The organism is Allobosea sp. BE125 (assembly GCF_031456075.1).
GTDB lineage: Bacteria > Pseudomonadota > Alphaproteobacteria > Rhizobiales > Beijerinckiaceae > Allobosea.
This window is the reverse complement of record NZ_JAVDTY010000010.1, coordinates 216,200-239,474: the sequence shown is the minus strand read 5'-3', so window position 1 is coordinate 239,474 and position 23,275 is coordinate 216,200. Positions and strand designations below refer to the sequence as shown.

At 64.3% G+C, this 23,275-nt stretch carries 24 protein-coding genes and 1 pseudogene; 10 read left to right on the top strand and 15 right to left on the bottom strand.

The features are described from left to right. Positions 1 to 30 precede the first annotated feature (30 nt). The 4 genes from ilvN to J2Y55_RS21930 all read right to left on the bottom strand — a co-directional run bounded on the left by ilvN (position 31) and on the right by J2Y55_RS21930 (position 3,875). Positions 31 to 573 (bottom strand): acetolactate synthase small subunit, encoded by a 543-nt coding sequence (gene ilvN / locus J2Y55_RS21945; RefSeq protein WP_069692444.1) that lies wholly within the window; start codon positions 571 to 573, stop codon positions 31 to 33. A gap of 36 nt (positions 574 to 609) precedes the next feature. Further along, positions 610 to 1,299, bottom strand: a complete 690-nt coding sequence (locus tag J2Y55_RS21940; protein ID WP_310157980.1) for a glutathione S-transferase family protein — start codon at positions 1,297 to 1,299, stop codon at positions 610 to 612. After that, a complete protein-coding gene (locus tag J2Y55_RS21935; RefSeq protein ID WP_310157978.1) occupies positions 1,296 to 2,003 on the bottom strand; it encodes an aspartate/glutamate racemase family protein in 708 nt (235 codons plus the stop codon). The genes J2Y55_RS21940 and J2Y55_RS21935 overlap by 4 nt, the downstream gene beginning before the upstream one ends. A gap of 108 nt (positions 2,004 to 2,111) precedes the next feature. Next, entirely contained in the window at positions 2,112 to 3,875 is a 1,764-nt protein-coding gene (locus J2Y55_RS21930) for an acetolactate synthase 3 large subunit (protein WP_310157977.1), read from the bottom strand. Between the two features lie 357 nt (positions 3,876 to 4,232). Between J2Y55_RS21930 and J2Y55_RS21925 the strand changes: the two genes are divergently transcribed. After that, complete coding sequence (locus J2Y55_RS21925) at positions 4,233 to 5,705, top strand: GGDEF domain-containing protein (RefSeq protein ID WP_310157975.1); 1,473 nt, start codon at positions 4,233 to 4,235, stop codon at positions 5,703 to 5,705. 3 nt (positions 5,706 to 5,708) lie between these two features. Here the strand turns inward: J2Y55_RS21925 and miaA are convergent, their stop codons facing one another. Continuing rightward, a complete protein-coding gene (gene miaA / locus J2Y55_RS21920; RefSeq protein WP_404979003.1) occupies positions 5,709 to 6,677 on the bottom strand; it encodes a tRNA (adenosine(37)-N6)-dimethylallyltransferase MiaA in 969 nt (322 codons plus the stop codon). Here miaA and serB point away from each other — a divergent pair. Then, entirely contained in the window at positions 6,648 to 7,532 is an 885-nt protein-coding gene (serB, locus tag J2Y55_RS21915) for a phosphoserine phosphatase SerB (protein WP_310157974.1), read from the top strand. The two genes, miaA and serB, sit on opposite strands and share 30 nt — an antisense overlap. 115 nt (positions 7,533 to 7,647) lie before the next feature. Here serB and J2Y55_RS21910 read toward each other — a convergent pair whose 3' ends face one another. From J2Y55_RS21910 to J2Y55_RS21880, 7 genes are all read right to left on the bottom strand, one after another. Then, entirely contained in the window at positions 7,648 to 9,168 is a 1,521-nt protein-coding gene (locus J2Y55_RS21910) for a Do family serine endopeptidase (protein WP_310157973.1), read from the bottom strand. A 259-nt stretch (positions 9,169 to 9,427) separates the two neighbouring features. Beyond that, a complete protein-coding gene (locus J2Y55_RS21905) occupies positions 9,428 to 9,619 on the bottom strand; it encodes a DUF2065 domain-containing protein (RefSeq protein ID WP_310157972.1) in 192 nt (63 codons plus the stop codon). 20 nt (positions 9,620 to 9,639) lie between these two features. After that, positions 9,640 to 10,563, bottom strand: coding sequence for a protease modulator HflC (hflC, locus tag J2Y55_RS21900; RefSeq protein ID WP_310157970.1), 924 nt, complete (start codon positions 10,561 to 10,563; stop codon positions 9,640 to 9,642). Further along, positions 10,560 to 11,738, bottom strand: a complete 1,179-nt coding sequence (hflK, locus tag J2Y55_RS21895; RefSeq protein ID WP_310157969.1) for an FtsH protease activity modulator HflK — start codon at positions 11,736 to 11,738, stop codon at positions 10,560 to 10,562. The genes hflC and hflK overlap by 4 nt, the downstream gene beginning before the upstream one ends. A 151-nt stretch (positions 11,739 to 11,889) precedes the next feature. Further along, positions 11,890 to 12,441 (bottom strand): dihydrofolate reductase, encoded by a 552-nt coding sequence (locus J2Y55_RS21890; protein ID WP_310157968.1) that lies wholly within the window; start codon positions 12,439 to 12,441, stop codon positions 11,890 to 11,892. A 4-nt stretch (positions 12,442 to 12,445) separates the two neighbouring features. Continuing rightward, positions 12,446 to 12,928, bottom strand: a complete 483-nt coding sequence (locus J2Y55_RS21885) for a GNAT family N-acetyltransferase (RefSeq protein ID WP_310157966.1) — start codon at positions 12,926 to 12,928, stop codon at positions 12,446 to 12,448. A 194-nt stretch (positions 12,929 to 13,122) separates the two neighbouring features. Next, entirely contained in the window at positions 13,123 to 13,854 is a 732-nt protein-coding gene (locus tag J2Y55_RS21880; RefSeq protein ID WP_310157965.1) for a GntR family transcriptional regulator, read from the bottom strand. Between the two features lie 253 nt (positions 13,855 to 14,107). On the opposite strand from J2Y55_RS21880, the gene J2Y55_RS21875 reads away from it, so the two are divergent. From J2Y55_RS21875 to J2Y55_RS21845, 7 genes and pseudogenes are all read left to right on the top strand, one after another. Further along, positions 14,108 to 15,184, top strand: a complete 1,077-nt coding sequence (locus J2Y55_RS21875; RefSeq protein ID WP_310157964.1) for an ABC transporter substrate-binding protein — start codon at positions 14,108 to 14,110, stop codon at positions 15,182 to 15,184. Between the two features lie 218 nt (positions 15,185 to 15,402). Further along, positions 15,403 to 16,119 carry an aspartate/glutamate racemase family protein gene (locus J2Y55_RS21870; protein WP_310157963.1) on the top strand — a complete coding sequence of 239 codons (717 nt, stop codon included), beginning with the start codon at positions 15,403 to 15,405 and terminating at the stop codon, positions 16,117 to 16,119. 132 nt (positions 16,120 to 16,251) lie between these two features. Then, a complete protein-coding gene (locus J2Y55_RS21865) occupies positions 16,252 to 16,647 on the top strand; it encodes a carboxymuconolactone decarboxylase family protein (RefSeq protein ID WP_310157962.1) in 396 nt (131 codons plus the stop codon). 380 nt (positions 16,648 to 17,027) lie between these two features. Then, complete coding sequence (locus J2Y55_RS21860; RefSeq protein ID WP_310157961.1) at positions 17,028 to 17,483, top strand: hypothetical protein; 456 nt, start codon at positions 17,028 to 17,030, stop codon at positions 17,481 to 17,483. Between the two features lie 499 nt (positions 17,484 to 17,982). After that, on the top strand, positions 17,983 to 18,630 hold the full coding sequence (locus tag J2Y55_RS21855) for a LysE family transporter (protein ID WP_310157960.1): 648 nt from the start codon (positions 17,983 to 17,985) through the stop codon (positions 18,628 to 18,630). A gap of 438 nt (positions 18,631 to 19,068) precedes the next feature. Further along, a pseudogene (locus tag J2Y55_RS30130) lies at positions 19,069 to 19,509 on the top strand (hypothetical protein); the annotation flags it as partial. 228 nt (positions 19,510 to 19,737) lie between these two features. Then, positions 19,738 to 20,115: a helix-turn-helix transcriptional regulator gene (locus J2Y55_RS21845; RefSeq protein WP_310157958.1), complete on the top strand. Its 378-nt coding sequence runs from the start codon at positions 19,738 to 19,740 to the stop codon at positions 20,113 to 20,115. A gap of 46 nt (positions 20,116 to 20,161) precedes the next feature. Here the strand turns inward: J2Y55_RS21845 and J2Y55_RS21840 are convergent, their stop codons facing one another. From J2Y55_RS21840 to J2Y55_RS21830, 3 genes are all read right to left on the bottom strand, one after another. Continuing rightward, the gene (locus tag J2Y55_RS21840) at positions 20,162 to 20,470 is read right to left on the bottom strand and encodes an AzlD family protein (RefSeq protein WP_310157956.1); all 309 of its coding nucleotides are present in this window, start codon (positions 20,468 to 20,470) and stop codon (positions 20,162 to 20,164) included. Beyond that, positions 20,467 to 21,180 carry an AzlC family ABC transporter permease gene (locus J2Y55_RS21835; RefSeq protein WP_310157954.1) on the bottom strand — a complete coding sequence of 238 codons (714 nt, stop codon included), beginning with the start codon at positions 21,178 to 21,180 and terminating at the stop codon, positions 20,467 to 20,469. The genes J2Y55_RS21840 and J2Y55_RS21835 overlap by 4 nt, the downstream gene beginning before the upstream one ends. 223 nt (positions 21,181 to 21,403) lie before the next feature. Next, positions 21,404 to 22,180, bottom strand: coding sequence for a GntR family transcriptional regulator (locus J2Y55_RS21830; protein ID WP_310157952.1), 777 nt, complete (start codon positions 22,178 to 22,180; stop codon positions 21,404 to 21,406). Between the two features lie 93 nt (positions 22,181 to 22,273). On the opposite strand from J2Y55_RS21830, the gene J2Y55_RS21825 reads away from it, so the two are divergent. Further along, positions 22,274 to 23,230 (top strand): ribokinase, encoded by a 957-nt coding sequence (locus J2Y55_RS21825; protein ID WP_310157949.1) that lies wholly within the window; start codon positions 22,274 to 22,276, stop codon positions 23,228 to 23,230. Positions 23,231 to 23,275: the final 45 nt, after the last annotated feature.

The following is a 23,275-nucleotide window of genomic DNA, read 5'->3' as shown; positions in this document are numbered from 1 at the left end:
CCAATATACCCGATCCGGATATCCAGCAATTCACATCGCATCCGGGCCACGGCTCATCGCCGCGATGCCGGTGCGCGAGACCTCGGTCAGGCCGACCACCGTCATCAGCTTGATGAAGCGCTCGATCTCGTCGGTCGATCCCGTCAGTTCGAAGACGAAGGAGGTCAGCGAGGCGTCAAGCGTGCGCGCGCCGAAGGCCGCTGCCAGGCGCATCGCCTCGACCCGATGCTCGCCCTTGCCGACCACCTTGACCAGAGCAAGCTCGCGCTCCAGCGCCTCGCCCTGCAAGGTCAGGTCGACGACGCGGTGAACCGGCACCAGCCGGTCGAGATGCGCCTTGATCTGGTCGATGATATGCGCCGTGCCCGACGTCACCACCGTGATCCGCGAGATATGCTTGTCGTGTTCGGTCTCCGAGACCGTGAGACTCTCGATGTTGTAGCCGCGGCCCGAGAACAGGCCCGCGATGCGGGCGAGCACGCCGGGCTCGTTGTCGACGATCACAGCCAGCGTATGCCGGGCGACGGGCTCAGCTTTGGGGGCGTTGGGATAATGCGTAGCGGAATTGGGCATCGGACAACCTGTGAGCGTCGCGGAAGGAAACAGGGATTAGACGTGGCGGAGATCGACCAGGGCCGGCTCGTCGACTTCGTCCTGATCGAGGATCCAGGGCTCTACGAGCGCAGCCTCGAGCCAGTCACGATAGGCCGGATGCGCCAGCACGACGTCGCAGTAGTCCTGGCATAGGGAATCCACCGCGATCCCGTAGGTATCGAGGCGGCTGGCCACCGGCGCGAACATCGCGTCGGCGGCGCAGAACTCGCCATAGAGATAGGTCCCCCCGGTCGGAGCGCCGAAGCGCTCGCGCGCCGCGCGCCAGAGCGCGCTGATGCGGGCGACATCCCTGGCGACTGCCGCGCCCCGGTCGCGGCTGGCGAAGCGCTTGCCGAGATTCATCGGGCAGGTGCTGCGAAGCGCCATGAATCCGGCATGCATTTCGCTGACGGCGGCCCGGGCATGCGCGCGCGCCGCGGCATCGCGCGGCCAGATGCCGTGGGTGGGATAGCTCTCGTGCAGATATTCGATGATCGCCAGCGTCTCCCAGACGGCAACCTCGCCATCGATCAGCATCGGCATTGTCCCGCCACTGCCGGGGGCATGAGCCAAGATCGCTTCCTTGAAGCCGGGCTGGTCGAGCGGGATGAGCACCTCCTCAAAGGCGATGCCCTTGGCGCGCATCAACAACCAGGCGCGCAGCGACCAGGACGAATAGCATTTGTTGCCGATGAGGAGCTTCATGCCGCCGCACTCGTGGACTCGGCCAGCGCGTCGAGCGCCGCCTCGACATGCAGCGCCGTGGTGTCGAACACCGGAATGGCGAAATCGGCCTGGGAGACCAGCAGCGTGATCTCGGTGCAGCCGAGAATGACGCCGTCGGCGCCCTGCCCTGCCGCCTCCGCGACGATGTCGAGATAGCGCGCCTTGGAAGCGGGCTCGTTCACGCCGCGACACAGCTCCTCATAGATGATGCGGTGGACATCGTCGCGCTGCGCGGCATCGGGCAGCATCGCCTCGATGCCGAAGGCGCGCAGGCGGTCACGGTAGAAATCCTGCTCCATGGTGAAGCGTGTCGCCAGCAGCAGCGGCCGCCGCGACGGGCTGCGCTTGATCGCCTTGGCGGTGACGTCGGCCAGATGCAGGAACGGCACGCGCGTCGCCCCGGTGATCCTGTCGGCCAGCTTGTGCATTGTATTGGTGCACAAGACGATGCAGCCGGCGCCGGCCTGTTCGAGCCGCCTGGCGCTGTCGGCCAGCACATCGCCCGCCGCCTCCCAGTCTCCCCTCGCCTGCATCTCGGCGATCGGCCCGAAATCCAGCGAATGCAGCATGATATCGGCGGAATGCAGCCCGCCCAGGCGCGCGCGCACGCCCTCGTTGAGCAGGCGGTAATACACCGCCGTCGATTCCCAGCTCATGCCACCGATCAAGCCGATTGTCGTCATGTGATGCTCCCCGATTGTCGGCAGTTGGCAGTCGGCAATAGGCAGTCGGACCACCGTGGCCGACAACTGCCTACTGCCTACTGCCGACTGCCAACTGCCAACTGCCGCTCAAACGAGCTGCTTGCCCTTGGCGTCGATGATATCGCCGGTGTCGCCTTCGAAATCGGGCAGGATCATCTCGTTATGCGCCTTGCCGGACGGGATCATCGGGAAGCAGTTCTCTTCCTTGGCGACGAGACAGTCGAAGATCACGGGCTTGGGCGTGTCGATCATCTCCATGATCGCGTCATCCAGCGCGGCCGGATCGGAGCAGCGGATGCCGTGCCCGCCATAGGCTTCGGCGAGCTTCACGAAATCGGGCAGCGATTGCGAATAGCTCTCCGAATAGCGCCCGCCATGCAGCAATTCCTGCCACTGACGCACCATGCCCATATACTCGTTGTTGAGGATGAAGATCTTGACCGGCAGCCGGTACTGCACCGCCGTCGACATCTCCTGGATATTCATCAGGATCGAGGCCTCGCCGGCGACGTCGATGACGAGGGCCTTCGGATGCTTCATCTGCACGCCGATCGCCGCCGGCAGGCCGTAGCCCATCGTCCCGAGCCCGCCCGAGGTCATCCAGCGGTTCGGCTCCTGGAAGTGGAGATATTGCGCCGCCCACATCTGGTGCTGCCCGACCTCGGTCGTGATGTAGGTATCGCGGTCCTTGGTCAGCGCATGCAGCCGTTCGAGTGCGTATTGCGGCTTGATGATCGAGGACGAGTTCTTGTAGGCGAGGCTTTTGCGCGCCCGCCAGCCATCGATCTGCGTCCACCAGGCGGTCAGCGCGGTCTTGTCGATCTGGGGCGAGGTCTCGCGCCAGATACGGACCATGTCCTCCAGCACATGGGCGCAATCGCCGACGATGCCGATATCGACCTTGACGTTCTTGTTGATCGAGGACCGGTCGATATCGACATGGATCTTCTTCGAGCGCGGCGAGAAGGCATCGAGCCGGCCGGTGATGCGGTCGTCGAAGCGCGCGCCGATATTGATCATGACGTCGCAGTCATGCATCGCGAGGTTGGCCTCGTAGGTGCCGTGCATGCCCAGCATGCCGAGCCATTGCCGGTCGGCGGCGGGATAAGCGCCAAGTCCCATCAATGTCGAGGTGACGGGATAGCCGGTCAGCCGCGCGAGTTCGCGCAGCAGCGCCGAAGCGTGCGGCCCCGAATTGATCACGCCACCGCCGGTGTAGAACACCGGGCGCTTCGCCTTGGCGATCAGTTCGATCGCGGCCTTGATCTGGTTCAGATCACCCTTGACCGTCGGCCTATAGGTCTTGTGCTGGTTGTCGCGCGGACGGCTATAGGCCCCGGTCGCGAACTGGATGTCCTTGGGGATGTCGACGACGACGGGCCCCGGACGGCCATTGGCGGCGACATAGAAAGCCTCGTGCAGGACGCGCGGCAGGTCCGCGATGCTCTTCACCAGGTAGTTGTGCTTGGTGCAGGAGCGCGTGATGCCGACCGTGTCGCACTCCTGGAAGGCGTCCGAGCCGATCAGATGGGTCGGGACCTGGCCGGTGATCACGACGATCGGGATCGAATCCAGCAACGCGTCGGTCAGCCCGGTGACGGCATTGGTCGCGCCGGGACCGGAGGTGACGAGCACGCAGCCGACCTTGCCTGAAGAGGAGCGGGCATAGCCTTCAGCCGCATGGACCGCGCCCTGCTCGTGCCGGACGAGGACATGCTTGACCTTGTCCTGCTGGAACAGCGCGTCATAGATCGGCAGCACCGCGCCGCCGGGGTAACCGAACAGATGTTCGACGCCCTGGTCCTGAAGCGCGCGGACGACCATTTCGGCTCCGGTCATCATCTCGCTCATAACGATCTCCTGCGGCAGCTATGTTGAGGTCGGTCGGGGGAAAGCGGGCAATAAAAAAGGCCCTCGGAGGGGCCTGGACGTGCGCTGGCGTCGGGGACGCGCGGTTTGTTAAAACCGGCCCCTACCAGCGCACCCGTACGATAATAAGCTTGCGCATCGCGCTTCCGCCCTTTGCAGATATTGCCGGACGCTAGCCGAGGCGCCGCGCCTGGTCAAGCGCCAAGGCGAACCGCCTTCCCGCAGCCGCGCGAGCAGGCGTGCCCGCCCCCGCCGCCAAACCCGAAAATCGATTGACCGAAGGGAACACTTTTTCAAGGACGCGCTGATAGCGTCGACCGACTTGGATTCAGGAACGCCATGTATCAGGAAGTCCACACCGAAAACATCGTGGCGCGAGCCCATGCGAAGGAAATCGGCGAGCTCCTGAACCGCTTCGCGCGGCATGCCCAAGGTGAGGGTGGCGCGCCGCATGAAGCGTTCTGCGACGAGGTTCTGTCGCATTTCGGTGAAGATGTGATGGTGCTGGCTCGCACAGGGGACGGCGACTACACCTATGTCCATTACGGGCGCGAGATCACGCGCTATGTCGGCGGCAGCCGGCTCGGCGAGCGCATCTCCAGCATGACGCCCCAGGTCGCCCGCTTCACCGCCGCCTGCTACGATCAGGCGCTCAGCGACGGCAAACCGGCCTATACCGTGCATCGCTCGCTCAAGACCGTTCGCGTCTGTCTGTGGGAGCGGCTGGTGATGCCGACAACGGCGCGCAATGGCGAGCGCTTTCTCATCGTCTTCAGCCGTCCGCTGCAGTTCCATGAGGAGCTTCTCACCACTGTCCTGGAGACCTCGCCCTCGGGCATCGTGGCGCTGCGGGCCATGCGCGACGACCAGGGCGACATCACGCGCACGCTGATCATCACCGCCAATCAACGCGCGGCGGTGATGGCGGGCCGGGGCGACGAGAACCTGCACGATACCGATGCGCGAGAGAGCCTGCCCTTCCTCGCCGACGCCACGATCTGGCGACGCTGCCTCTACGCCATCGAACTGCGCCGCAGCGACATGATCGAGACCTCCTTCAGCCATGGCGGCAAGGTCACCTGGCTGCAGATCGCCATCGCGCCGCTCGGCGATGGGCTCGTGATGACGATGACCGACGTCTCCGAATTGATGGTCGCCAACCAGACCCTGCAGAGCCGGGCGGCAACGCTGGCGCTCGAGATCGGCCGCGAACGCGCAACGCGCCGGGCCCTTTCGCAGGAGATCGGCCAGCGCGAGGAGCGCGAGCAGGAATTGCGCCGCCTGGCCGAGACCGACCCGCTGACGGCACTCTTGAACCGGCGCTCCTTCATCGAGAAGGCCAACGCCGCCATCGCGGCCTGCGATGCGAGCGGCGACGACACCTCCCTGATCATCGTCGATCTCGACCATTTCAAGAGCGTCAACGACAGCCACGGCCACGCCGCCGGCGATGCTGTGATCCGCGCCTTCGCCGATCTGCTGCTCGGCACGGTTCGCTCGGACAGCGACCTCGTCGGCCGCTTCGGCGGCGAGGAGTTCGCCGTCTTCCTGCCTCGCGCCAATGCAGCGACGGCGCGGCGCATGGCGCAACGCATGCAGCACACCCTCGAAACCAAGCGCCTGCCGGTGTCGGAGACGCTGGCCTTGCAGGTTTCAGCGAGCTTCGGCATCGCCACGCGGCAGAAGGGCGAGAACTTCACCGCCTTCATCGAACGCGCCGACCGCGCGCTTTACCGCGCCAAGAACGATGGCCGCGACTGCATCAGGCTGGCCGAAACCGCCCTCGTCACCACGGCCGCCGCCGCGGCCTGAGCCTCAGGACGCCGCCTCGATCGCCTGCAAGGCCGCATCCAGCGCAGCGCCAGGTGCGACCGCCGTCCATCCCGCCATCTGATGCCGGAACCAGGTGACCTGCCGCTTGGCATAGGCGCGTGTATCGGCCTGCCCACGCGCGATCGCCTCCGCCAGCGGAAGATCTCCGTCGAGATGGGCGATCAGTCCCGGCACGCCATGGGCGCGCATCACCGGCAGCAGAGGGTCGAGCCGACGCTCGCGCAGGCGCGCGACCTCGTCCAGCGCGCCTTCCGCCATCATCGCCTCGAAGCGCCGGTCGATCCGCGCGCGGATCTCCTCGCGCTCCGGCGCCACGAAGAGGCGCAGCAGCGGCAGGCCGTCGAGCGGGCCCGGCCGGCGGTCACCCTGGAAACTCGCCAGCGAACGCCCCGTCGCCTCCAGCACCTCCAACGCCCGCATGGTCCGCATGCGGTCGCTCGGCCGCAACCGCTCCGCCATGGCTGGATCGCGCGCCCGCAGTTCATCATGCAAGGCTGCCGTCTCCAGCCCCTCGACACGGGCGCGGAACGCCGTCCGCACAGCCTCCGGCACTGGCGGAATCGCCGAGAACCCTTCGGTCAGCGCCTTGAAATAGAGCCCGGTTCCGCCAACCAGCACCGGTAGCGAGCCGGCCTGCTGGAGCTCCGCCAGCAGCGCGCCGGTCTCGGCGGCGTAACGCATCGCCGAATAGTTCTCCGCACCATCGACATGGCCATAGAGCCGATGCGGCACGGACGCTTCCTCGGCTTGCGTCGGGCGCGCCGTGATGATCCGGAGATCGGCATAGACCTGCATGGAGTCGGCATTGACCACAGTGCCGCCAAAGCGTCGCGCGATCGCCATCGCCAGCGCGGACTTGCCGCTGGCCGTCGGACCTGCGATGAGCACCGCCCTGATCGTCACCCTGCCCGGTCCTTCCACATGCTCGTCGCCACGCTCGTTTCCGCCCATGGCCAGGCGCTGGTCGATGACAGCTTGCTGAGCCATCTCTCAGCGACCATCCCCGGCATCGTGCGCAGCGCGCGCCTCGACGGCGAGATCGCCGCCGACGTCTTCGCGGAAGCGAACGACGCGCGCAAGCTGGAAGCCGAGATCCGCCTCGCGCTCGCGGATGCCGCGATCGATATCGTCGTCCAGCCGGAAGCGACGCGGCGCAAGGCGCTGTTCCTCGCCGATATGGATTCGACCATGATCGGCCAGGAATGCATCGACGAGCTCGCCGCCTATGTCGGCCTCAAGGAGAAGGTCTCCGGCATCACCGAGCGCGCCATGCGCGGCGAGATCGCCTTCGAGCCGGCCTTGCGCGAGCGCGTCGCCTTGCTGAAGGGCGTGCCGCTTTCGGTCGTCGGCGAGATCATCACTGACCGCATCACCCTGACGCCGGGCGGATCGGCCCTCGTGCGCACCATGCGCGCGCATGGCGGATATACCGCGCTGGTCTCGGGCGGCTTCACCGTCTTCACCGGGCCGATCAGCGCGACGATCGGCTTCGACGAGCACCGTTCCAATGTCCTGCTTGCGCATGAAGGCGTGCTGACCGGCGAGGTCGCCGACCCGATTCTCGGCAAGCAGGCCAAGCTCGATGCGCTGCTGGAATTACGCGGGCGTCTTGGCCTCTCCCCGGCGCAGACGCTCGCCGTCGGCGACGGCGCCAACGACCTCGCAATGCTGGGCGAAGCGGGCCTGGGCGCAGCCTTCCGCGCCAAGCCGGCTGTCGCCGCCGCCGCCCATGCGCGGCTTGACCACGCCGATCTGACGGCGCTGCTCTATGCCCAGGGCTATACCGGCGCAGAGATCGTCAGGTAGCGCCCGGCCTCGGAAGCTCCGGAATCTCGACGCTCCGGAACAAAGCCTCCAAAGCGACAACACAAAAAAGGGCGGCCTCGACGGCCGCCCTTTCGCAACTCCATGACGCCCAGCGTCAGTTCATCGACACCGCGACGAAGCGGACCTCGCCCTGCGCGTTCGAGACCAGAAGCAAGGCGGACTTCTTGCCGTCCTTCTTCAAGGCATCGAGACGCTTGGTCACGTCCTCAGGCGAGTTCACCGGCTCCTGGCCGACCTCGACGATCAATTCGCCGACCGAGATGCGCTTGTCGGCGGCGTTCGAATTCGGGTCGACCTTGGTGATGATGACGCCCTTCGTGCCTTCCTTGATCGCGTAGCGCTTCTTCAGCTCCTCGGTCTGCGGCGAGAATTCGAGGCCAAGAGCGCTGGTCACGGCAGGCTTGGCCGGTTCGGCCGGCGTGCGTGCCGAGGCGGGCTGGACCTTCTCACCATCCTCGAGGCGACCAAGCTTGACGGTCTTCACCTCTTCCTTGCCCTTGCGCACGATGCTGACAGGCACATCCTTGCCCACAGGCGTGGCGGCGACGATACGCGGCAGGTCCCGCGAATCCTTGACCTCCTTGCCATCGAACTTGACGACCACGTCACCGATCTCGAGGCCCGCGGGCTTGGCCGGCCCCTTGTCGTCGATGCCGGCGATGAGCGCGCCACGCGCCGTGCCGAGGCCAAGCGCCTCGGCGGTGGCGTCGTCGACGCTCTGGATACGCACGCCGAGCCAGCCGCGGCGCGTCTCGCCGAACTCACGCAGCTGCTCGACGACATTGGCCGCGAGCGAGGACGGCACGGCGAAACCGATGCCGACCGAACCGCCCGTCGGCGACAGGATCGCCGTGTTGATGCCGATGACCTCGCCCGCCATGTTGAACAGCGGGCCGCCGGAATTGCCCTTGTTGATGGCAGCGTCGGTCTGGATATAGGTGTCGTAGGGTCCCTGGCTGATGTCGCGGTTGCGGGCCGAGATGATGCCCGAGGAGACCGAACCGCCAAGCGCGAACGGATTACCGATCGCCATCACCGGATCGCCGATGCGCATCGCATCGGAATCGCCGAACTTGACCGCCGGCAGCGGCTTGTCGTGCTTCACCCGCAGCACGGCGAGATCGACCTTGGCGTCCTTGCCGATGACCTCGGCCTTGAGGCGCAGGCCGCTGGGAAAGATCACCGTGATCTCGTTGGCGTCACCGATGACGTGATTGTTCGTCACGACGATGCCCGACGCATCGATCACGAAGCCGGAGCCCGCCGATTGCGAACGGCGCGGCTGCGGCGCCTGGCGCTCACCCTGCTGATTCTGGCCGTCGCGGCCCTGGCCGCGCCGGTTGAAGAATTCCTCGAACAGGTCGCCGAAGGGCGTGTCGGGGCCGAGCTGCGGCAATTGCGGCAGGGTGCGGCCCTTGGCGTCTCCGGTCGTCACCGCGGAGATGTTGACCACCGCAGGCATGACCTTGTCGACGAGATCGGCCAGCGAAACCTGGCCGGCCAGCACGGGCGAATTCGCCTGCGCGGGAGCCGAGACGGCGCCCAGCGGCAGCAGAGCCGTGCTGCAGACCAATGCAATCCGGGCGATCCGAAGAGGAGACTGTTTGAATGCCATCAGGGTCCTCATGAGAAGAATGGGCAGGCAATCAGCCTGCCAGAATAGGCCCAAGTAATGAACCTGAAAATGCGGCGGAAGCGCGATGCAGCGTGAATCGCGGTGCACGATCGCGTCATTGTGCATCCTGCGCACCGGTCCGATCAGGCTCGCGGAGGCGCGCCGCCGCGCCAGAGCCTTGCGAGAAGGCTGGCAGACGCGAAGGCAGTTATGCAGAACTTCGACGGCGGCCTGCCCGCCCTTTGCGAGCTGGCCCCGCCTAAACGCCGCCACGCACCAGCCAGACCAGAAGCACGCCGAGCACGGCGGAGCCGATTCCGATCAACCGCATGCGGTCGACCGGCGTCTCGGCTGCGCTGCGCAAGGCATCCTTGGCGAGGTTCGGCACCGCCGCGAACAGGATGCCCTCGATGGCGAAAACCAGGCCGAGCGCCGCGATGAAATCCCACATACGCGGCGCCCGGGTTCGAATCAGGGCCGCGCCGGCGCGGCCGGCACGGTGGTGGTCGCGCCCGCATCCCGCTGGGCTTGCGGCCCATTGAAGAAGCGGAAGAACGGGGTATCGGGCGAGAGCACCATGCGCGTATCGCCCGGCTTGATGCTGGCCTCATAGGCCTGCATCGAACGATAGAACGCGAAGAACTCCGGATCCTTGCCGAAGGCTTCGGCGAAGACGCGGTTGCGCTCGCCTTCGCCCTCGCCGCGAACCTCGTCCGAACGGCGCTGTGCCTCGGCGACGATCACGGTCGAATCCCTGTCGGCACGCGCCCTGATCTCCTGCGCCTGCTGGGCGCCGAGCGCGCGGGCTTCGGCCGCCTCGCGTTGACGTTCGGTCTGCATGCGCTGGAACACGGCTTGCGAGTTGGCAGCCGGCAGATCGACGCGGCGCAGGCGCACATCGACGACGGTCATGCCGAAGCGCGCCGCCTCGCGGTTCACATCGTCACGAATACGGCTCATCAAGCGCGAACGGTCGGTACGGACCATGGCGGTGAAGCTCGCCTCGGCCAGCACGCTGCGGACATTGCCGTTGACGATCGAGGCAAGCTGCGAGTTGGCGCGCGGGATGCTGTTGACCGCCTGATAGAACTTCAGCGGATCGGAGATCCGGTAGCGCGTGAAGGCATCGACGACGAGCCGCTTCTGGTCCGAGGCGATGATTTCCTGCGACGGCAAGTCCAGATCGAGGATGCGGTTGTCGAGGAAGGTCACCGTCTCAAACGGCGCCGGCAGCTTGAAGTAGAGCCCGGGCGCGGTCGCGATGGTGCGCACCCGCCCGAACTGCAGCACGATGGCAGATTGCGTCTGCTGCACGACGAAGGTGCCGGCATAGAGCAGGACCGCGACGAGGCCGACGAGGATGAGCGCACCAACGCGCAGGATCGAACCGTTCATCGGACCGCTCCTCCCTGCTGAGCGCCCGGCGCCGTGCGCCGCTGCTGGAGTTCGTTGAGAGGCAGATAGGGCACGACGCCCTGGCTGCCATTCTTCTGGTCGATGATCACCTTGTCGGTGCCGCCGAGCACGCGTTCCATCGTCTCGATGAAGAGGCGCTCGCGAGTCACGGCCGGCGCATTCTTGTACTGCGCATAGACCGCATTGAAACGGCTCGCCTGACCCAACGCTTCGGCCACCGTCTGGTCCTTATAGGCTTCAGCCGACTGGACGAGCTGTGCCGAACGGCCGCGCGCTTCCGGCACGACGCGGTTGGCGTAGGTCTGCGCTTCGTTGCGCAGGCGCTCCTGGTCGGCGCGCGCCGCCTGGACGTCGCGGAACGAATCGATGACCTGCTGCGGCGGATCGACCTTCTGCATCTGCACCAGGCGGATTTGGACACCAGCCTTATAAGTGTCCAACGTCTCCTGCATCAAATGGCGCACCTCGGTCTCGATCGCGCCGCGATCGGTGGTCAGCACCGGCTGGATGTTGCGGCGGCCGACGACTTCGCGCATCGCGCTCTCGGCGACGGCCTTCACCGTGCCCGGCGGATCCTGGATATTGAAGACGTAGTTCTCGGGCGCGACGGGGTCGATCTGCCACTGCACGATGACGTCGACATCGACGATGTTCTCGTCGCCGGTCAGCATCAGGCTCTCTTCGATCACGTCGGTCTGGCGCGAGGTGCGCACCGATTCGACCGTGCGGAAGCCGACCTCGGTGGTGACGACATTGGTCACCTGGGGCTTGATCACGCCGCCGATCGGATAGGGCCAGTTCCAGTTGGCGCCTTCACCGGTCTTGCCGATGTACTTGCCGAAGACAGTGTTGAGGCCGACCTCGTTGGGGCGCACGAAATAGACGCCGGTCGCAAGCCAGACCAGCACCAGGACGAGCACGCCGAGCACGAGACCACGCCCACCGACATTGCCGCCGGGAAGCAAATTCTTGAGCCGGTCCTGGCTGCGCCGCAGGATCTCTTCCAGATCGGGCGGCGAACCGCCACCACTGCCGCCGCCATTCGAGCCGCCGCCCCAAGGGCCGCCACCGCCGCCGCTTCCTCCGCGATTGCCCCAGGGTCCACCCCCGCCGCCACCGCTCCCACTACCGCCGCTCTGGTTGCTCCAAGGCATACTTGCGCCGTTCCCTTACGCTCGTGTCAGGCCGTGCAATAGGCGAATGCCGGCCATTTGTCAGCGCCCTTGCGGGGCCGTGGCGCTGACTTGGGCATGGGACATGGATTCGTCAACGGCGCAAGTCATTCATCGTCAACGGAAAGCCGGCTCATGGCCGGCGGCGAAAGGTCGCGAAGGTGAAGGCGTGCTCGTCATCGGGGCCGTGGGGATGCTCTTCGCGCGCGACGACGTCGAAGGCAGCGCGATTCCAGTCCGGGAAAACCGCATCGCCCTGCGGTGTCGCATGCACGAAGGTCAGTTCGAGCCGGTCTGCGAAAGGCAGGGCCTGACCATAGATCTCCGTGCCGCCGCCGATGATGACCGAATGCGCCCCCATCGCGCGGCCCAGGCTCTGGGCGAGTTCGAGCGCTCCTTCAAGTGAATGCGCGACATGCACACCCTCAGTGCTGAAATGCGCATCGCGCGTCAGCACGATCGTCTCGCGCCCCGGCAGCGGCTTGCCGATCGAGAGATAGGTCTTGCGCCCCATGATGATGGGGCAACCCGTCGTCAGGCGGCGGAACCGCCGCATGTCGGTCTTCAAGCGCCAGATCAGCTTGTTGTCGTCGCCGATGACATTGTTGTCGGCGACGGCTGCGACAATGACGAGGGGAAGCTCTGGGACGAGGGGAAGCTCTGGGACTAGGGGAAGCGCTGGCATCGTCTCAGCCTCCCTGCCCCAACCGCGCCAAAGCCTCGCCTTCGAGCCGCTTCACCGTCCACTCGTTCTGCGCGGCGGCTCCGATCGAGCGATAGAACACCCGCGACGGCTCGTTCCAGTTCAGCACCCACCAAGCCAGGCGCGGCAGCCCCTCCTCGACGCAGCGCCTGGCAAGATGCGCGATCAGCCCCTTGCCGATGCCGCGCCCGCGCTGACCGGGCCGCACATAGAGATCCTCCAGCCAGATGCCATGCCGGCCCGAGAAGGTGGAATAGGTATAGAACCAGACCGCAAAGCCGACCGGCTCGCCCTCCCACTCCGCGATGTCGCAGAATGTGCGCGGATTCGCGCCAAACAGCGCCAAGGCGATGTCGGCCTCCGTCGCCGCGACCTCATGCAGCAGCTTCTCGTATTCGGCCAGCTCCTTGATGAAACCGAGAACGAGGCCAGCCTCGTCTGGACGGGCGGGGCGGATGGTCAAGCTCATTGCGAGAGGCCCTGCGACGACGACCGCCGCGTTCATGAAAGCGTGAAGTTCTTGGAAGCATGCAGTTCTTGGAAGCATGAAGGAGAATCGGCAAGCCGACACCCTCAGATTTGTCTCTTGCATAACCCAGAAAAACACCAGCCGGCAGAACCGGCGCGACATGCAGAAGGCTGTCTCATAGGAGATGCAGCCGTTCAGGCGCTCGCGAGGGCCGGCGTCTCGACGACGCCTTCCGCCTGGCGCCAGGCGAAGCCCAGATGGGCCTGGAGCAGCCGGTTGAGCAGCGGTCCGTCGCGATCGAGGAAGGCCTTCAGGATGTCGGCGTGCTGGTAGGCTGCCGAAGTCCAGTCCTTGATCTGCATGACGGCGAGATAGCGGGTGCGATAGAGCCTGAGGTTCAACTGGCCGTGGATCTCGACCAGCGTCGGATTTCCCGAGCCGGCGACGATGCCGAGGTGGAAGGCCTGGTTCGCCTGGAAATAGGCGGAGCGGTCCTTGGCCTCGAACGCCACCTGCAACAGGCCGTATTGCAGCTCGACCTCCGCCACCTGCGCCGGCTGGGCGCTAAGGCAGGCGAGTTCGCCGCCGAGCCCGTCGAGCATGCTGTAGACCTTCAGCATGCCGCGCAGATCCTCGACGCCGGGATTGGCCACGAGGGCGCCGCGATTGGGCAGGATGTCGACGAGCCGTTCCGTCGCGAGAATCTGGAGCGCCTCGCGGATCGGCGTGCGCGAGACCCGCAGCTGCTCGGAGATCGGCTGCTCGCGGATGCGCTCTCCGGGCTTCAGGCCATCATGAATGATCAGGTCGCGGATATGGTTCGCGATCTGCTGCGTCAGAGGCTGGGCCGCCACAGTCAGGGACAGCCTCGGCACGGCTTCGTCGGAGACGAGGCTTTGGCCATCCGGAACGCGGGTCAAGCTCATGATGGTCTCATTTCCGGCGAGCGCCTGCCTGGCAGCCACTTATTTACGCTTGCAAGACTAGCGTGCCTGCGTATTGTCGACAATATGGAAAATGAATATCCGCGAGAATGATTGTCGCCCCCACGACGCCACGCCGCTTGCCAAGCGGTGTCGGCAGAGATCGTGCCGGGCCGATCGCCAGCTTGCGGACGCTATCGCCGACAGCCTCGTTTCACACATTGCCTGAGTGACGATCGAAGGGGAGAGATGCGCCATGACGACGACCGATGATCGAGACGTGACCCCGAAGGCGACGCGCCGGGACATTCTCGCCACCGCCGCGCTGACCACGGCTGCAGCGACGATGGGCTCGGTGTCATCGGCGCTCGCCGCCGAGAAGATCACCGTCGCTGACCCGGGCGGCATCTATCAATCGGGCTTCGGCGCCGCCTTCTACAAGCCCTTCCAGGCCGAAACCGGCGTCGAGATCGTCAATGTCGCCCGTGAGGCCGAGCCGACCAGCCAGATCAAGGCGATCGTCGAGGCGAAATCCTATGTCTGGGACGTGGTGTCGGTGACGCTTTCATCGCGCAAGCTGCTCTCCGACCAGGGGCTGCTCGAGCCGCTGGACTGGAGCGGGCCCGAGATGGATGCGCTCATCCCGGCGGCGCGCCAGCCCGACTGGATGGGCACCAACGTCTTTGCCAGCCTGCTCGCCTATCGCAAGGACACGATGAAGACCGCGCCCAACAGCTGGGCGGATTTCTTCGACGTGAAGAAATTCCCCGGCCGCCGTTCGCTGCCCAAGAGCCCGATCATCGTCCTGGAAGGCGCGCTGCTGGCCGACGGCGTTCCGCTCGACAAGCTCTACCCGCTCGATGTCGATCGCGCCTTCAGGAAACTCGACGAGATCCAGCCGCATATCAGCGTCTGGTGGGCGAGCTTCGGCCAGACGACCCAGTTGCTGCAGAGCGGCGAGGTCGACATGCTCTACAGCAGCAATGCGCGCATTCAGGCCGCGATCGACAGCGGCGCGCCGGTCCAGCTGATCTGGAACCAGGCGCTCTATGGGCTCGAAGGCTGGGCGATCCCGAAAGGCTCGCCGCGCGCCGCGCTCGCCAAGCGCTTCATCAAATACTGCGCCAATGGCGCGCGGCAGGCCGCCTATACCAGCGCCCTCGCCTATGGCCCGACCAACCCCGCGGCCTTCGACAAGATCGCGCCGGAGCGGGCAAAATTCCTGCCGACCGCGCCCGAGAACTTCAAGGGCATGGCCCAGATCAACGACGACTGGTGGGGCGCCAACAAGGACAAGATGTTCGACCGCTTCAACGCCTGGCTGCTGCGCTGACAGCTGGCGGCGCGGTCTCGACGCTGCCGCGCCAGATGTGGAGCGACACGCTGCTCCAGATCAATCCGACGCTGGCAGCCGTCGCCATGATCCATGATCCCGCTGGTCGTGATGACGCTGCTTCTCTTCGCCGGCGAATATCTGCGCCGGCGCAGCCCATGAGCGGGATGCCTTCGGCCCCCCTCGCCTATCCCAGGACATCGCCCAGGACATCGCCCATGCAGCCCATGAAGAAGACCTATTACGGCGTCACCCTCGGCATCCTGATGGTGAAGAGCCATTTCCGTCGGTTCCATGGCGATATCGGCCATGCCGGCACCTGGTCGTTCCCGGTGCAGTACCGCATCGTCGCCGACGCCGTGCCGTCGCGGATGACGGAGATGCACAATGTCAGCCTGCTCGAGCCGTTCAAGGCCGCCGCCCAGGAACTGATCGAGGCCGGCGTCGACGGCATCACCACGACCTGCGGCTTCCTGTCGATCCATCAGCGCGAGCTCGCCGATTTCTGCTCGGTGCCGGTGGCGACGAGCGCTTTGCTGCAGGTACCGATGGTCGAGCGCATCATCCCCAGCAACAAGAAGGTCGGCATCCTGACCTATAGTGGCGATGCCTTGACGGGCCGCTATCTCGAGGCCGCGGGCGTCGCCGCCGACACGCCGGTCGTCGGCATGCCCCCGACCTCGGAATTCGTCCGCTCGATCCGCGACGGCGACGACAGCGTGCCCTTCGAGGTCTTGCGTGAGGAGGTGCTGGCGACGGCCGGCACGCTGATGACCCGGCATCCCGACATCGGCGCGATCGTCTCCGAATGCACCAATCTGACGCCGTTCAGCGCCGATATCGCACAGCGCTTCCGCGTGCCGGTGTTCGACGCTGTGACCATGGTCAACTGCTTCCACGCCGCGCTGAAGCCGCAGCGCTTCGTGCAGGACTGAGCCGGAACCCCACCGCATGACGCAAGGCAGCGGCCACGGATTGTGGGGCGATCAGTTGCGTCAGCTCAAGCCGGTTGCGATTGGCGACGCCGCCGGCTCCGACAGACAGGTCGCCATCTGGAGGGAACCACCATGGGCAAGCCGACACCGATCGAATACGCCGATGCCTCGCCGGAGGTGCGCGCCGTGTTCGACGACATCATGACCTCGCGAAACCTCAAGGACGTCAACAACTTCTGGAAATATCTCGCGCGCGACCCCGTCTCGCTGCGCCGAACCTGGGAGAGCGTGAAGCAGGTCATGGCGCCTGGCGCCCTCGACCCGCTGGTCAAAGAGATGGTCTATCTCGCCGTCAGCGTGACGAATAGCTGCGGCTATTGCATCGCCAGCCACTCGGCGGCGGCGGCCAAGGCCGGCATGAGCGAGGCCATGTTCGGCGAGCTCATGGCGGTCGTGGGCATGGCCAACGAGACCAACCGCCTCGTCAACGGCTATCGCGTCCCCATCGACGCCACCTTCGATCGCTGACGGCCCGGCTCATCGAGTGGCCCTGTTTCAGGGGATCAGATCAGTTCGAACAGACGCCGATCGGCGGACCAGCGCTCGCAACGCGGTCCAGTGCGGGTTGTTGCCCGGGCGCGGCCGCAGCGAGGCGCATTCGCAGCGAGGTCAGCAACTGAGGCAGGCAGCGGCGACAATCGGGATGCGGACCTTGATGTCCATTTAAAGTCCAATTAACATCCAATAAAATGCTAGCCCCTGGCGGCCGAGCCGATGTCCGCAACACCCAGTTCGGTTGCAAGATGAGTTCGGTTGGATGAGCGCGATGCGGCTCATTTTGAAAGCGTTGGCAATGCACTTCCTGGCGGGGCTCGCCCCGAGCCATTCAGTCATATCTGGAGCGCCCGATGGACCTCATAGTCATGAAAAAAAATGGATTCGGCACACCAATCTGGAACATCTCCGCAAATGTAGGGCTTGCCTCACCCAACCAGGCTGACGACGTACAACTGGTCCAATTTGGATACTATGCGACGCTCATCAACCCAAATACAAAGCTAACCGCTGAACAACAAGATCTGTATAGCAAAATTGTACTGGGTCAGCCATGTAATGGGACAGCCAGCGACCCACTCGTCGCGGCCATTCGAGCGCACCAAAAGGTAAGAGGCGGTCCGCAAGATGGCCATGTCAGCCCAATCAAGGGAGGAACTAGCTATGATGGAGGAAAGCACACCTTCATGATGTTAGCACTGAATAACAACATGAGTGACGTTGCACCTGACGTGTTTCCACGGATTGACAAGCATCCGAAATGCCCGCCCTTGGTGGCGGCATTTGTCAAGCGCGCCTGCAAACTATAGAAATAGACAACAAGAATGGAAACGCGACGAAAGATATATTAAGGAAAAACGCACCGTAGATTCTATTGGCTTGCGTCTCTGTATTTTATCTTATGATTGACGTGAGAATTTTCCTATTTGCAAAAATCCGGAGCTGGAAGCGGCAACGAGAGAGAGAGCAAGGCTGCAGATCCGAAATAAAATGATGGCGTAACCACAAGTTTAGCGCAGACCCAGAGCAAAATTTTCTGGCTTGCGTGCAGTGCGCCCCTTGGAGCTTAAGCCCGCTGGGCGAGTGGGACTAGCAAATTGCGACTAGGCTCTCCCGAGAGAACCTCTGGCTCCTCAGCTTCTCATCGACCACCACCTTTGGCCGCCCGATAGGAGATCCCGGCAAAACTCGGATCGTGACGCATTGCCTACCGGCATATGCCCGTTTCCGCAGGCCAAGCGCAGCCGCATCGTGCCGCCGCGCTGAAGCTAGCGGAAAACCGCTGCGGCGAGAGCATGGGCTGGAATCGTGCAGGACCTCGGCGTCTTTCGGGAGCTTGGCAGCTTCGCCTCCGCCTATCTGGTCATCATGGCCGTCCCGGGGCCGAACTTCGCCATGCTCGTCCAGTCGAGCGTGCACGGCTCCTTGCGAGGCGCCCTGTCGACAGCAGCCGGCCTCGCAACGGGAGCGAGCTTGCTAGCGGCGCTGGCCTTTGCCGGCCTTCTATCGGTCGGGCGCAGCGAAGCCTGGCAGGGCCTGGCTCATGCGGCATTCGCTCTGACGCTGGTCATGATCGGCATAAGGGCGCTACGGCGTTCAATGCGTGGATTGGCCACCCCGCTTTCCTCGGAGGCAAGTCTATCCTGGAAGGCAAGCCGCGCCTCGAGAAGCTTCGTCACGGCGTTGGTAACGGCCGTGGCCAATCCTTTGACAGCTGTTTTCTTCGCAACATCAATGCTTGAGCTCGGTTTGACCGAGCTTCAGGCAAGGCCGGCGCTCATGGCGATGTCGGTCTTCGTCATTGCACTCAGCTGGTTCGGTTTCGTCAGCCTGATGTTTTGTTTTACCCCGGTCCAGAAAGCATTTCAGCTGTTGCGACGCCCGCTGGATGCGGGCTTGGGCATCTACCTGATCTTTGTCGGCATGTCGCATGTCGCGGCGCCGCTGATCGGCTGAAGCCGGATCCCAGTTTTGGAGTTTCGGCTCCTGCCTGTCTCGCCTTTGCTGTCCCGCTTTGCTGTCTTGCCTCCTGCGCGAGCACCTGGCTGGCGATAGCAATCGAACACTTCCCCCATGCGCTTCGGCGACACCTGCACCATGGCGAAGATGGCGGCATCGCTGTGTCTGGTGACCTCGCAGTCGCCAGCCATTGCCCAAATCTCGGGCTTGCATTGGAATTCTTTTGGATATTAGTTGGTCTCGATTTTTAGAGTCCAAAAGGCTTTCTGACGGATCGGAGGAGCGATTTTGGCGTTCAGGTCTGAGCTATTCTCATCGCTTGTCGGAAGCATATACGCGGCGGCTCGCGATCCCCGGCAGTGGCCGGCTGCGATAGAAAGCCTGCGCGTCGCCTTCGACGGCTCTGAAGCCTCTTTCGATATTTTCAGCGAGGAGATGGCGCCCAAGTCTTGCATCGCCACCGCGAGAGATCTGCCCCAGAACGATCTGCACGAGGTTTTGATCGGGACGGGCGACCTCGACGCGGTCGACCGAGCCTTTTCCAGCCAATCGGGCAGCCCGTCATTTTCGAGAGGCGGCAGGCTGCTGCTGTGCCGCTTCCGCCTCAAGCGGCCGGCGGCGTTTCTTCAGGATGACGACATCGCCGAGACGTCATGCTCGCCCGAAAGCCGTGGCTTTTGCGTCCATGTCGAGCGAGGCCGGGAGCAGCCGCTCTTCAGTATCGAGGACATGGCGTGGTTCATGCGCATGGCTTCGCACGTGCAACGCGCGACCGAGCTCTCCCAGAGCGTCAGCCAGGCGCGAATGGCGGCGGCGATCATCGGGCAATTGCCCTTCGGCGTTCTCGTTGTCGATGCGCAGAAGCGGGTCATCGCGGCCAATCATGCCGCCACGGAACTCACCAGGCAATCCCGGTCCGGGATCAAGGTTCGCAGGGGCGTTCTGACTGCGCGCAGCGGCCTCGACGTCGACAAACTCCAGCAGGCAGTGTCGGCCGCCTGCCGACTGCAGGAGCGCGGAAGCGCTCAGGCGGGCTGCGATGCGTTCATCCATTCCCGGTCCCATGCGAGCGATGGCGATGCGCTTGCGATCTCGATTTGCCCCTTGCCGCAGACCGAGCGGCTGGCCGCCAGCGAGGGCAGCTATGCCGTGGTCTTTGCCCAGAGGCTTTCACTCAGCTTGCCCTTTGGCTTCGTCGAACAGGTGCAAAGCGTCTTCGGCCTGACGCCGAAGGAAGCGCGATTGGCGTGCTCCCTGGCAGAAGGGCTCTCGCTCAAGGACGCCGCGCAGCGACAGGGCATCCGCTTCAAGACAGCGCGTTCCTATCTCGAAGGCATTTTCCAGAAGACCGGCGCACACCAGCAGAGCCAGCTCGTCGCCGTGCTCAAGACGGTCCAGCTCATCCTCGGCAACGCCGCAATGACGGAGCGCCGGCCAGCCGCACTCGCCGATTACCAAATTCCCGCAACCGACGCCGCCTAACGCATTTTCGAGCGAAGTGGACACCGGTTCGCGTGAAGAAAATGCTCTAGCTCATGAAGAGCCGCAATACGACCACCGCGATCACCCCGACGATGACGATGGCGATCAAAGGCAATCGCCGCGCGGCGAGTATCGTGATCAGGGCGGCGATCGTTTCGGCCGGCCCGGTCGTGAGAACCACCGGGGCGATGACGGATACGAGCACGGCAGCGGGAATCTCGTCGAACGCCGCCTTGGCCTTGGCCTTGCCCTTGAATTGAAGCTTGTCGGCAAAGAACAGGCCGCCGATCCGCGTGGCATATGTCACGATGGCCATGCCGATGATGGCGAGAATGGTCGGGATGGAAAGGGTCATGCCGCCTCCTCGGGAGCCGTGGCATAAACCGCCGCGATGCCGGCCAGCGTCCCGATCAGGACGTGCCATGGCGCGCCGAGGGTCACGAAAGCGATCGCCGAGGCGATGGCACTGGCGGCCACCGCGCTCGCGGTACTCCGTCCCCTCCAGAAGCCCGCGATAAGGCCGATGAAAAGCGCCGTGAACGCGAAATCGGCGCCGAGGCGCCGCGGGTCCCCGAGGAAGGCACCTGCAAAGGCGCCAAGCGTGGTCCAGAAGACCCAGTTCGTGTAGAGGACCCCGCCCATCGTCAGAAAATAGGCCGAGGTCAGCGGCTTCGCCCGGACGCGCCGTTCGCTCAAGGCCCAGTTCTCATCGGACAGGACGTAGAATCCGAGCAATCGCTGCAAGGTTGTGAAAGCGGCGGTCTTTGGCGCGAGGGATGCGCTCATCAGCAGGTTACGGAGATTGACCAGGAGGGTGGACAGCACGATCGCCACGACGGGAACCGGCTGCCCCCAGATCTCGATCGCGGCAAACTGCGCGGCGCCGGCACAGACCGTGGCCGACATCAATGCGACCTCGATGGGTGAAAGGCCCTTTCCCACGCACAGCGCGCCGAACAACAGGCCAATCGGAATGGCGGCGACCGCGGCTGGAAAAATATCGCGCAGGCCATCGCGGATTTCGTCACGTGGGCGACGTGAAAGGGCCGAGCTTGTCGTCGTCATTCCAGGCCTTTCATCGCACCAGGCCTTTCATCGCACCAAGCCTTTCATCACATCCAACACCAGCTGGAATTCATGCAGGAATCGGCAGGCACGGGCCTGAGAGAGCGAGGCCGGAACGATCCCTAGGCCAATGTCCGATCCAGTTGGACCGTTCAACCGCTCAAGATCTTTGTTTTAACGCGTTTCTTCAGGCGAACCGATATCCACTTCGCCCGAAAACGCTCTAGATCTTCATCTTCAGCCGATACGCATAGCTGTCGCCGCGGAACAGGCCCTCGACATATTCCAGCATCCGGCCAGTCTGGTCATAGGTCCGGCGCTTGATCAAGAGTGACGGCAGCGGCTCGGTGAAGCCGAATATCGAGCATTCCTCCATATCGGGCGAGGTTGCTTCAATCGTCTGCTCGCAATGATCGGGCGGAGCGCCATGGTCGGCAAGGTAGGCGTAAACGGAGCCCGATAAGTCTGCGTGCTCAAGGCTTTGACAGGCATCGAGGCTGTACCACGCCACTTCGCGCGACAGCGGGATGCCATCTCCCAGGCGCACGCGTATGAGCTTCAGAAACCGCGCGGTCGACGGCAGGCCGAAGATGGAGGCGATCAACCGATCGCTGAGGGCCTGTCGCTCCAATATTTTTGACGAGGGCGTGCGGCCGAGTTCTTCCATCTCCTGAGTGAAGCCCTTCAGGCGATTCATGCCCGGCTCAAGCACGGTGTCAGGTTTCTGGACGATGTAGCCAAGGCGGCCATGGGCTGCGAGCAGCCGCCGTTTCCGCAGCGCATCGTAACAATGTTGTACTGTCGTCCGACTCAAGCCCAACTCAGCCGCAAGGTGACGCTCTGCCGGCATCGTTGCCCCAGGGGCAAGGCTGCCTTTCTCGATCATCGACGCAAGCTGTTCTTCGAGCTGACGATAGAGCGGCATGGCCGTGTCTTCGCGGAGCTCGAGAACATCGATAAAGCTCTTGGGCCCTGGCTTGGGCATTTCGGCGTCGCTCAACTCTCTACTTATCCGCTGTGAAATTGATTAAAAATTGACCTCGCATCGAGACTTATCCCGATTATCATCGTCAAATCAATCTACGGGCGGCTCATGCGAAACGATGTTCATCTCTTCGTCGTCGGCAGCTTCGTCGCAGCAAACGCCGCCAAGGTCGAGACACTTCCCAAGCCCGGCGAATCTCTGACGGCCCATGCTTTTGCGCTGGAACCCGGTGGCAAGGGGTTCAACCTTGCCGTCGCCTGCAGACGATTGGGCGCTGCAGTAGAGGGCATCCTGCCGGTTGGCGACGATATGCTGTCAGGGCTTGCCGCGCCTGCGTTGGAACGCGCCTTGCTCCCTGGCGAGATGCTCCACCGCCTTCCGGGTTCGACGGGCGCGGGCATCGGCTTCATCGACGCTCGCGGAGAAAATTGCCTGGCCGTCTTTCCGGGCGCGAATTCCCGTCTCGGAGCGAGCGATGTGCAGGAAAAGCGAAGCGCTATCGCAAAGGCGGATATCACCCTGGCCCAGTTCGAGATTGGCGACGAGCCGATCATCGCGGCTTTCGAGATCGCGCGCGAGGCGGGCAGGACGACGCTTCTCAACCCCTCCCCGTTTCGCAGGCTGGATCGGCGGCTTCTCGCATTGACGACCATCCTCATCCTCAACGCGCATGAGGCTGCAGCCATGGCTTCGGAGCTGACGGGCGTAAGCAGGCCGGCTTTCGATGCCCCGGGGCTTGCCGAGATCCAGGCCTTTGCCGAAGCCGTCATCGCCACGGGGCCCAGGATCGTCGTCGTGACGCTCGGCCAGAGCGGCGCCGTCCTGTGCCGCGGCGAGCATCCGCCGCTCCACCAGCCGAGCTTCCCGGTCGCCGCCATCGATACATTGGGAGCCGGCGATGCCTTCGCCGCAGGGCTCGCGGTCAGCCTGGCCGAGGGGTGGCCGCCGGAAAAGGCCATGGCCTTTGCGAGCGCTTGCGGCGCCGTTCTCGCCAGCACCTGGGGTGTTTTCGAGGCTTTTCCGGACCGGGCGGCCGTCGAAGCTTTCCTGCTCAGCCATGGTTGACTAGGCCGGCGCCAGCGCCGCCGGGCTCCGCCGCGCCACAATCAT